We start from the raw sequence: 10,112 nt of genomic DNA, 5'->3' as shown, positions 1-10,112 counted from the left end.
GAATGGCCGCCTTACGGCCCGGGATCAACAACGCCCCAAGCATCCGCATTGGCGCCGAACCCCATCATGCACCAAGATCGAACCTGGACCACCCGATGGGGGCAGACCAGACGCGCCTGCGTCGGAGAGAAGGTTTACCGTTCCCGCAGGCGCGACGGCGGCGGGAGGAACGGCGATCCGTAAAGCGGCAGGGTGGCGTCGAAGGCGGATGGTCGGGATCCGCCAGCGTCAGATGTCGAAATTCGTCGGCAGAACGATCATGTCGCGGATGGTGACGTTGCGCGGACGAGTCAGCATGTAGAGGACGGCATCGGCCACCTCCGTCGGCTCGATCAGCGAGCCGGAATCCTTCGCCGCCTGCAGCCGGTCGGCCGGCCAGTCCGCGAGCAACGCAGAGACGACGGGGCCGGGAGAGACTTGGCCCACGCGGATGCCGTGATCCTTGAGCTGACGACGCATGGTCTGCACGAAACAGGTCACGGCCCATTTCGAGCCGGAATAGACCGGCTCCCATTGGATCGGCATGTGGCCCGCGACCGAGCAGGTAACAACGATGTCGCCGGTGCTGCGCTTCATCATGTGCGGCATTACCGTGCGGACGTTCTTCATCACCACGTTGACGTTGAGGTTCAGCATCCGGTCGATCGTGTCGAGGTCGGTGTCGATGAGGTCGCCGCCGATATAGGTGCCGGCATTGGCATGGAAGATGTCGAGCCCGCCCGCCACGTCGAGCACGCCGTCGAGTAGTGTCGCGCAATCGGCGGGGTCGAGCAGGTCCATCCTGAGCGGGATCGCCGCGCCGCCGTGCTTCTCAGCCAGCTTCGCCATCGTTGCCTCGTCACGGTCGACGATCACGACGCGCGCGCCCTCCGCGATCAGCGCCTCCGTCGTGGCGAGCCCGATGCCCGAGGCGCCCCCCGTGATCGCGGCGACCTTGCCGTCCAGTCTGCCTGTCATTCCCGCTCTCCCTGTCGTCGTGCTCAGTGCGTGGTGTAGCCGCCATCGGCCACGAGGACCGCGCCGGTGACGTAGCTCGCCGCGTCGGAGGCGAGGAACAGCGCACAGGTCGCCATCTCCTCCGGGTCGGCGAAGCGGCCCATCGGCGTGTTCTCCGTCCACATCCGGTTCCAGTCGGCGTTGGCGATCCCGCCCTTCGTCATGTCGGAGACGACGTAGCCGGGGGCGAGCGCGTTCACGCGGATGCCGCGATCGGCGTATTCGAAGGCCATGGTCTTCGTCATCTGGTGGATCGCCGCCTTGGAGGAATTATAGGCCACCTGGAGCTGCGGCTTGTTGGCGACGAGAGCCGAGATCGAGCCGATATTGACCACCGCGCCCGACCCCTTCTCCAGCATCGGGCGGATCGCCGCGCGGGCCACGCGGAAGGGCGCAAGGAGGTTGGTGTCCATGATGTAGTCGAGCTGCGCGTCGTCGAACTCGTGGAAGTTGCCGTTCGCCGCGACGCCCGCGTTGTTGACGAGTACGTCGAGCGTACCGAACCGCTCCAGCGTCGCGGCCACGAGGCGCTCGCCCGCATCCGGTGCGGTTACGTCGGCGGCTGTCCAGGCGTAGGTTTCGGTATCGTCCAGAAGGGCATGCAGCTCGTCGGTCTCGGACCGGCCGCTCAGCACGCAGCGCGCGCCGGCCGCCCCGAAGAGGCGCGCGATGGCGAGGCCGATGCCCCGGTTGCCGCCGGTGATCAGGGCGACCTTGCCGTCGAGGCGGAACTTGTCGAGTGTCATGCTGTCTCCGTTCTTGCTGGATGGTTCGCCCGTGCGCGTCAGGTCCCCTCCGTGTCGAGCAGGAGCCGCGCGGTCACGTCGTCGGTGATGAGCGTGTCCACGAGGCCGCGGCGGATCGCGGCGCGCAGGATGGCGACCTTGTGCGGGCCGGCGGCGGCGAGGATCTTCTCGGGCGTGCGCGCCACATCGGCGGCCTCGATGGCCACCGCGCGGGTGTCGATCGGGTGGTCGATGGCGCGGCCCTCGCTGTCGAGGAAGCGACCCAGCACGTCGCCGACGGCCCCGGCCGCCGTGAGCTCCTTAGGAGTGACATCGCGGGGCAGGCCGTTGGCCACGAGGAAGGACCGGGGCGAGACATCGCTCGCCGTCATGATCGCCGCGTCGAGCCGGCCGAGCTTGCTGAAATGGTCGGCGAAGATCTCCTGCCCCAGAAAGGCGTCGCGGTCGACGCCGGCGGCGAGGTAGATCGGCGCGGCGAGCAGCGAATAGCTGGCGCCGAGCGCCGCGGCGAAGCCCGAGGCGATGCCGAACGTGTTGAAGGACGCGCCCTTGGTGGTGCCGCCCAACATGGAGACGATCTCGAGGTCGGGATGGTTTTGTGGCATCAGGCGCCGCGCCGCGCTCTCCAAAGTCATGCCCCAGGACACGCCGATCGTGCGCCAGCCGGACGGCCCGATCCGCTCGGTGAGGTAGGCGGCGAGCGCCGCGCCGACGGGGGCGTGGTAATCGTAGGGGTCGCTCCGCGCCGGGGCGATCAGCGCCTTCGGAATGCCGAAGCGGGCCTTGACCTCCTCCTGAAGGCCGATGCGCTGGATGAAGGGCGAGTCGATCTGCACCCGGACCATGCCGCTCGCGCGGGCCCGTCGGATCGCCTGGTTCACGCGCAGCCGGGTGACGCCCATGACGCGCGCCACCTCCGCCTGCGTCATCTCGTTGACGTAGTAATGCCAGCAGACTTCGCTGACGAAGACGTCCTCGGCGTCGCTCGCATCGAAAGCCATCAGGTTCTCCCCGGCGCCCGTCCTGCCTCGTCGGCCGCCTCCCTCTCGGGTGACGATACAAATGTCTCCTGCGGCATTCAATTGCAAAATACTCTTGCAAGTTAACCTTTACATTTGCATGATCTTGGTATCGGCGTCCCTTTCGACGCCAGATACGGGATCATTCTGGGAGGAACATGATGACCATATCGCTCAAGGCCGGTTCGTCCGCGCTGGCGCTCAGCCTGCTGGCGAGCACCGCGCTCGCTCAGGATCTGCAGATCGAGAATGCCGAGTGGTGGCAGGAGGCCGCGCGCAGTTCGACGGCGTGACGCTGCGCGGCGTGACCGAGTCGACCCCGCCGTCGAACTTCGTGTCCGACGTGCTCGCCCCCAAATTCGAGGAACTGACGGGCATCCGGGTCGAGATCGAGACGACCTCCTGGGATCAGATGTACGACAAGGCCATCAAGGACATGGAGGCCGGGACCGGCATCTACGACATGGTCTATCTCGAGCAGGACATCGTCTATGCCTATCTCGCGCGGGACTTCCTCGTCGACGTGACCGCCGCGCTGCAGGAGCATCCGGACCTGCAGGCGCCGGGCTACGACGAGGCGAACTTCACCACATTCGCCGACAACTTCCGTGGCGAGAACGGCGGCCTCTACGGCACGCCGATGGAGGCCTTCATCAAGGTCTATCTCTATCGCACCGACCTGTTCGAGGACGAGGAGATCCGCGCGGCCTTCCAGGAGCAGACCGGGCGCGAACTCGAACCCGCCAAGACCCATGAGGAATACGCCGAGATCGCGGAGTTCTTCACGAGATGGGGGCAGGAGCACGACCTGGACCTGTGGGGCACCACCGCGCAGGCCCATACCGGGCACCCGGCCTCCTGGTACGAATACTTCGAATCCGTCGCGCCGACCTACGGCGTCTACGACTGGGGCATCAAGCCGGACCAGAACTACGCCGCGAGCGTGGAGAACGGCGGCGAGATGAACTCCGACGAGGCCAAGGCCGCGATGACCTGGTGGCTGTCGATGCGCGATCTCGCGCCGCCGGAATCGGTGCAGTCCACCTGGACCGAGGTCGCGACGACCTTCGCCGCCGGCCGCGCCGCGCAGGGCCTTGTCTACGGCGAGAACGCCGCCTGGATCGCCACCGACGACAGCCAGTCGCGGGTCGTCGGCGAGGTGGGTGTGGCCATGCCGCCGCTCGAGGACGGCGTGATGGAGGATGCCGAGTCGGGTGAGGGCTATATCGGCTATTACGACGGCGGCGCCTTCGGTATGCCGGTGACGTCGAACAACCAGGACGCCGCGCTTCTCTTCATGCAGTTCATGGCGCTGCCCGAGGTGCAGGAGGACTGGGCGATCGCCGGCTCCCGGATCACGCTCAACTCGACCTACGACGCGCCGCGGGTGCAGGAAGTCGACGCGGAGCTGGGCGGCTACTACACGATGCTGCGCGACGATGGCCGGCTCTTCAAGGGCGCGCCGGAATACCCGTTCCACCGGCAGCTCATCGAGGCCACGGCGCCGATCTTCTACCAGATCCTGACCGGCGACCTGGAGCCGGGCGAGGGGCTCGACCAGATGGCCGCGAAGAGCGAGGAAGAGCTCACCAGCCTCGGCTACCGCACGAACTGAGCGGAGAACCGCCTCCCGCGGGCCGCCGTCCGGCGGTGGCCCGTGCCGAGCCGCCGGGCGCTCCGCCCCCATCCGCATCCGAGGACAGGCCGATGCAATCCAACAAGCTGGGCTGGTTTCTGCTCGCGCCGACGCTGGTCGTGCTCTTCTTCTTCGGCGTGATCCCGTTCTTCTACGTAGTCTGGCTCGCGTTCCATCAGTGGAATCCTTTCGCCGTCAATCCCGAGATCGTCTTCAACGGCGCCGCGAACTTCCGGCAACTGGTCTTCGATCAGGGCTTCCTCGCCTCGCTCGGCGTGACCATCGCGTTCGTCTTCTTCGCCGTCACGACCGAACTCATCATCGGATACGCGCTCGCGCAGGCCTTCATGCGGGATTTCCCCGGCAAGGCGTTCTTCCGCACGATCCATACGCTCCCGCTGATCATGGCGCCGATCATCGTCGGCTCGATCTGGAAGCTGATGACGACGCCGTCGATCGGGATCATTCCCCAGTTCCTCGACAACTGGTTCGGCTACGACCTCAATATCGGACAGAGCGCGCTTGCCGCCTTCACCGTCACGGTGATCATGGATGTCTGGCACTGGACGCCGCTGGTGACGCTGACGATGATCGCCGCGCTCGTCTCCCTGCCGCCCGATCCGTTCGAGCAGGCGCAGATCGACGGCGCCAACAAGCGGCAGATCTTCTGGCACATCACCCTGCCGATGATCCGCCCGGCCATCCTCGCCACCGTGTTCATCCGCCTGATGGACGCGCTGCGGACGGTGGACGAGGTGCTGATGCTGACGGGCGGGGGGCCGGGCTCGGCGACGCGCTACTTGGGCGTCCACATCTTCAAGGAGGTCTTCCCCAAGACGAATTACGGCTACGGCTCCGCCGTCTCTGTGATCGTCCTCTATCTCACGATCGTGGTCTGCTGGCTTCTCTTCGTCGCCCTGATCGCGCCGCGCAACAAGAAGGGCTGAACCGATGCAGAGGCAACGACCGTGGCTGTCGATCCTGTTCTGGGTCCTCATCAGCTTCCTGACGCTGTTCCCGATCTACTGGCTCTTCGTGATCTCGGTGAAGCCGGCGGTGGACCTGTTCTCGACGCCCGACCTGATCCTGAAGAGCTTCTACTGGGACAACTACACCGAGGTCCTGAGCGACCGGACGCTGCGCGGTTACATGATGAACTCGCTCATCGTGTCGACCGGCAACGCCGTGCTCGTCACTACGCTGGGCTTCCTCGCCTGCTACGCGCTCACACGCTACGATTTGGGCGGCAAGGAGAGCATCTTCTTCTGGATGATCACCAACCGCATGGCGCCTCCCGCGGTGTTCCTGCTGCCGCTGTTCCTGCTGATGACGCAGTATTACCGGATCGGGGACTTCACGCTCCTCGACACCAAGATCGGGCTGATCCTCGTCTACTGCACACTGAACCTGCCTTTTGCGATCTGGACCCTGCGCCCTACGGTGGAGGGCATCCCGAAGGAGCTGGACGAGGCGGCCTACGTGGATGGGGCAAGTGCGTGGAAGGTGATCACCGAGATCGTGTTCCCGCTGGCGCGGCCCGGCGTCGCGGTGACGCTGATCCTGACCTGGGTCTTCGCCTGGAACGAGTACCTGCTGGCGGCGACGCTGACGAACTTCAACGCCCGCACGCTGACCACAGGCCTGTCGGAATACGTCACCACCACGGGGACCGAATGGGGGATCATGGCGACGATCTCGGTCTTCACGCTGATCCCCGCGCTGATCGTGTTCAGCCTGGTGCAGCGCCACATCGTGACCGGCCTGACCTTCGGCGCGGTGAAGGGATAGCGCGATGACCCATACCGATCCGAAGGACGCGGACGCGCCGCTCAACGAGGCGGAGTTCCAGGAAGAGAGCCGGCAGTCGCCGTTCGACGCCGAACCGGAGCCCGGCTTCCTGCCGATCCAGACCAACTGGTTCGACCGGCTCTTCATCTCGGTGGTGATCTGGGTCGGGCTCTGCCTCTTCTGGCTGCGCTTCCTGGAGCCGGCGGGCCTGTCGCTAAATTTTGCACATGCGGTCGCGGCGGCCCTCGCCATCGTCATCATCTGGAAAGGCTGAGCCATGAAATCGCTGGTTCTCGAACGGAAGGACGAACTGTCCCTGCGGGACTTCCCGATCGAGCGGGAGGAGGAGATCCTCGGCCCGTGCGACGTGCGCATCAAGCTCCATACGGTCGGCATCTGCGGCTCGGACGTGCATTACTTCACGCATGGGCGGATCGGTCCGTTCGTGGTGAACGACCCGATGATCCTCGGTCACGAGGCGTCGGGGACGGTGATCGAATGCGGTGCGGAGGTGACCACCCTGAAGGAGGGCGATCGCGTCTGCATGGAGCCGGGCATCCCGGACCCCAATTCCAGGGCGACGCGGCTGGGGCTCTACAACGTGGACCCCGCGGTGCGCTTCTGGGCGACGCCGCCGGTTCACGGCATCCTGCGCCCGACCTGCGTCCATCCGGAAGCTTTCACATTCAAACTCCCCGACAACGTGAGCTTCGCGGAGGCCGCGATGGTGGAGCCGCTGGCCGTGGGCGTCCATGCCGCCACCAAGGCGCGGGTGAAGCCCGGCGATACCGGCATCGTGCTGGGCGCGGGGCCCATCGGCCTCGTCACCGCGCTCTCGGCGCTGGCGGCGGGCTGCGCGCGCGTCTATGTGGCTGACCTCGCCAAGAAGAAGCTGGAGATTGCGGCCGCGCTCTCGCCCGCCATCGTGCCGGTGCAGGTGCCGGGCACCGACCTCGCAAAGACGGTCCTCCGGGACACCGACGGCTGGGGCGCGGACGTGCTATGGGAGGCGACGGGCTCGCCCAAGGCCGCCGCAGGCGTGTTCGAGCCGCTGGCGCCGGGCGGCTGCGTCGTGATGATCGGCGGGCAGGCGGAGCCGATCAGCTACGACGCGGGCGCCGCAATGGTCCGCGAGGCGCGGGTCGAGAACATCTTCCGCTACGCGCACGTGTTCCCGCGCTGCGTGGCGATGCTTTCCTCCGGCACGATCGACGTGACGCCGCTGATCACCCGGACCTTCGCGTTCGACGACAGCGTGGAGGCCTTCAAGATCGCCGCTTCCGCCCCCGCGGGGGACGTGAAGATGCAGATCGAACTGCCGCAATAGGATCACCAGGGAGGGACGGACGTGGCGAATGTCGCGATCAGGGACGTCATCAAGCGCTACGGCTCCGTGCAGGTCATGCACGGCGTCGACGTCGATATAGAGGACGGCGAGTTCGTCGTGCTCGTCGGCCCCTCGGGCTGCGGCAAGTCCACGCTCCTGCGGATGATCGCCGGGCTCGAGGCGATTTCGGGCGGCGAGATCCGCATCGGCGACCGCTTGGTCAACGACGTGCCCCCGAAGGAGCGCGACATCGCGATGGTGTTCCAGTCCTACGCGCTCTACCCGCACAAGACCGTGGCCGAGAACATCGGCTTTCCGCTGAAGATGGCGAAGCGTCCCAAGGCGGAGATCGCCGAGAAGGTGAACTACGCTGCCGACATTCTCGACCTCACGAAGTATCTCGACCGGTATCCCAAGGCGCTCTCGGGCGGGCAGCGGCAGCGCGTGGCAATGGGCCGGGCCATCGTGCGCGACCCGCAGGTGTTCCTTTTCGACGAGCCGCTTTCGAACCTCGACGCGAAGCTCCGCGTCACGATGCGGGTCGAGATCAAGGAACTGCACCAGCGGCTCGGCACCACCATCGTCTACGTCACGCACGACCAGATCGAGGCGATGACGATGGCTGACAAGATCGTCGTCATGCGCGACGGGCGGGTGGAGCAGATCGGAGCGCCGCTCGATCTCTACGACGATCCGCGCAATGTCTTCGTGGCGGGCTTCATCGGCTCGCCCTCGATGAACTTCATCCACGGCACGATCGCCGGCGGCACGCAGGGCAGGGTGTTCCGGTCGCACGAGGGGCTGGAGCTTCCGCTGCCGCCGACCGCGGCGGTCGAGGGGCAGGAGGTCACCTACGGCATCCGGCCCGAGCACATCTCGGTGGGCGAGGGGGGCATTCCGGTGAAGGTCGTCGTCGTGGAGCCGACCGGCTCCGAGACGCAGGTCTTCGCGCGGTCCGGCAAGAACCTGATCGACGCCATCGTGAAGGAGCGCATCCGTGCGCGCCCGGGCGAGGAGATCGGGTTCCGCATCGACGCGGCCGACGTGCGGCTCTTCGACCGCAAGACCGAGCAGCGGATCTGACCCGGCCCGTGACCCCGGACGCCCCGCGCCTCGTCCTGTTCGACCTCGACGGCTGCCTCGTCGACAGCGAACCGCTCTCGCTTCAGGCGCTCGTGGCGGAGATCCGGGCGGCCGGTTTCGACGGCCTGGACTTCGAGGACATGCGCGACCGTTTCCTGGGCGTCACGCTGGCCGACATCGTGGCGCATGTCGAAAGCGAACTCGGCCACGCGGTACCGGAGGGGTTCGGGGACCGGTTCCACGAACGCCTCTACGCCCTCTACGCCGAACGGCTCGAGCGGATCGACGCGATGGTGGCGGTGGCCGAACGGCTCGCGGCGGAGGGCGTCGCAATCGCCATCGCCAGCGGCGGCTCCGCCGGGCGCATCCGCCACACGCTGGACCTGACGAGGCTCCGCGAGCCGTTCGGAGACCGCCTGTTCAGCGGTGAGGAGGTCGGGCGCGGCAAGCCGGCCCCGGACCTGTTCCTGCATGCCGCGCGGCGGCTCGACATGCCCCCGGGGACGGCTTGCGTGGTCGAGGATTCGCCACACGGGATCGAAGGCGCGCGACGGGCGGGAATGCGCGCGATCGGCTTCACCGGCGGCACCCATCTCGACGGCATCCGCGCCGCGCAGGCCCGGCGTCTTCTCGACGCGGGTGCGGCCTGCGTGGTCGAGGACGCGTCGGAGGTCTATCCGGCGATCATGGATGCCCGCCTTGGCCTCGATGCGCCCCGGCGGGTCAGGGGATGATTACGCACGGGAACCCGAGCAGGGGGCGAGCCAGACATCGCGGTCGCCGTCGAGCAGCGGGGTCACATCGTCCGAAGCGGCGCGTCCTGCCGTCTCGGGTGCGTAAGCCAAGCCGCTCCCGCGACGGGCGGTAGAACCATGGGTGCTACCGAATCGGCAACCTCGGAGAATGCCGCGGCGATGGTCGCCTCGTGCCGGGGCCGCATGGAAGGCAGGGCGGCGTAGCGGCGCGCGGCGACCTCGTAGGTATGCCCAACCGCGAACCGAGCTATGTGGCCTTCGCGCTTGGAGGTACCAAAGCGCCTTGTGGGTCTTGCGCAACCGGGACAGCAGGAGACGCAGGGGTTTGCCGTCGTCATCGACGATGCCATGGCTTGCCGTCCATGCGTCGAGCGGCACTCGTGGATGGCCGATCCTCGAACCGAGGGTTCCTAGGATCAAGATTCATGCCCAATAGATGACGAGGGCCGCGAGGGCGATTGCTGAAAGGAAGACCTTTGGACATCGGTCATAGCGAGTTGCCCCACGCCTCCAGTCCTTGAGCTTGCCGAACATGATTTCGATCCGGTTTCGCCGCTTGTAGTGGCGCTTGTCCATTGCCCGGAAGTGCATTGCGCAGCAATGTCATGGGAGGGGTATCCGACTGGGGTCTTCCGCTTCGTCCGGCCGGGAATGCAGGCGCGTATCCCATGTCCTGTGAGGCGTCTCGGAACCAGTCGGCATCATAGCCGCGATCGCCGAGCAGCCATTTGACTTTTGGCAGTCCACCGAGCAGTGCCCGTG

Annotated in this window: 11 protein-coding genes and 1 pseudogene; 8 read left to right on the top strand and 4 right to left on the bottom strand. The window is 66.5% G+C overall.

The window, feature by feature from the left end:
* Window positions 1–228: 228 nt before the first annotated feature.
* From Q1A87_RS21800 to Q1A87_RS21790, 3 genes are read right to left on the bottom strand one after another with little or no spacing between them, the layout of a single operon-like run.
* Window positions 229–957 (bottom strand): SDR family oxidoreductase, encoded by a 729-nt coding sequence (locus Q1A87_RS21800; protein WP_299656487.1) that lies wholly within the window; start codon window positions 955–957, stop codon window positions 229–231.
* A gap of 23 nt (window positions 958–980) precedes the next feature.
* Window positions 981–1,742 carry a glucose 1-dehydrogenase gene (locus Q1A87_RS21795; RefSeq protein WP_299656485.1) on the bottom strand — a complete coding sequence of 254 codons (762 nt, stop codon included), beginning with the start codon at window positions 1,740–1,742 and terminating at the stop codon, window positions 981–983.
* Between the two features lie 38 nt (window positions 1,743–1,780).
* Complete coding sequence (locus Q1A87_RS21790) at window positions 1,781–2,743, bottom strand: sugar-binding domain-containing protein (protein ID WP_299656483.1); 963 nt, start codon at window positions 2,741–2,743, stop codon at window positions 1,781–1,783.
* A gap of 179 nt (window positions 2,744–2,922) precedes the next feature.
* On the opposite strand from Q1A87_RS21790, the gene Q1A87_RS21785 reads away from it, so the two are divergent.
* From Q1A87_RS21785 to Q1A87_RS21750, 8 genes are all read left to right on the top strand, one after another.
* Window positions 2,923–3,054 (top strand): hypothetical protein, encoded by a 132-nt coding sequence (locus tag Q1A87_RS21785; RefSeq protein WP_299656481.1) that lies wholly within the window; start codon window positions 2,923–2,925, stop codon window positions 3,052–3,054.
* On the top strand, window positions 3,021–4,376 hold the full coding sequence (locus Q1A87_RS21780; RefSeq protein ID WP_299656479.1) for an extracellular solute-binding protein: 1,356 nt from the start codon (window positions 3,021–3,023) through the stop codon (window positions 4,374–4,376). The genes Q1A87_RS21785 and Q1A87_RS21780 overlap by 34 nt, the downstream gene beginning before the upstream one ends.
* A 92-nt stretch (window positions 4,377–4,468) precedes the next feature.
* Complete coding sequence (locus tag Q1A87_RS21775) at window positions 4,469–5,344, top strand: sugar ABC transporter permease (RefSeq protein ID WP_299656477.1); 876 nt, start codon at window positions 4,469–4,471, stop codon at window positions 5,342–5,344.
* A 4-nt stretch (window positions 5,345–5,348) separates the two neighbouring features.
* Window positions 5,349–6,185 (top strand): carbohydrate ABC transporter permease, encoded by an 837-nt coding sequence (locus tag Q1A87_RS21770; protein ID WP_299656475.1) that lies wholly within the window; start codon window positions 5,349–5,351, stop codon window positions 6,183–6,185.
* 4 nt (window positions 6,186–6,189) lie between these two features.
* A complete protein-coding gene (locus Q1A87_RS21765; RefSeq protein WP_299656473.1) occupies window positions 6,190–6,459 on the top strand; it encodes a DUF2160 family membrane protein in 270 nt (89 codons plus the stop codon).
* A gap of 3 nt (window positions 6,460–6,462) precedes the next feature.
* Window positions 6,463–7,512 carry an NAD(P)-dependent alcohol dehydrogenase gene (locus tag Q1A87_RS21760; RefSeq protein WP_299656471.1) on the top strand — a complete coding sequence of 350 codons (1,050 nt, stop codon included), beginning with the start codon at window positions 6,463–6,465 and terminating at the stop codon, window positions 7,510–7,512.
* A gap of 21 nt (window positions 7,513–7,533) precedes the next feature.
* Window positions 7,534–8,595 carry a sn-glycerol-3-phosphate ABC transporter ATP-binding protein UgpC gene (gene ugpC, locus Q1A87_RS21755; protein ID WP_299656469.1) on the top strand — a complete coding sequence of 354 codons (1,062 nt, stop codon included), beginning with the start codon at window positions 7,534–7,536 and terminating at the stop codon, window positions 8,593–8,595.
* 8 nt (window positions 8,596–8,603) lie between these two features.
* Window positions 8,604–9,329 carry an HAD family phosphatase gene (locus Q1A87_RS21750; RefSeq protein ID WP_299656467.1) on the top strand — a complete coding sequence of 242 codons (726 nt, stop codon included), beginning with the start codon at window positions 8,604–8,606 and terminating at the stop codon, window positions 9,327–9,329.
* A gap of 444 nt (window positions 9,330–9,773) precedes the next feature.
* Here Q1A87_RS21750 and Q1A87_RS21745 read toward each other — a convergent pair.
* A pseudogene (locus tag Q1A87_RS21745) lies at window positions 9,774–10,112 on the bottom strand (transposase); the annotation flags it as partial.

Source organism: uncultured Jannaschia sp. (assembly GCF_947494055.1).
GTDB lineage: Bacteria > Pseudomonadota > Alphaproteobacteria > Rhodobacterales > Rhodobacteraceae > Jannaschia.
Note: the sequence above shows the minus strand (reverse complement) of the source record. Positions and strands in the feature narration are given on the sequence as shown.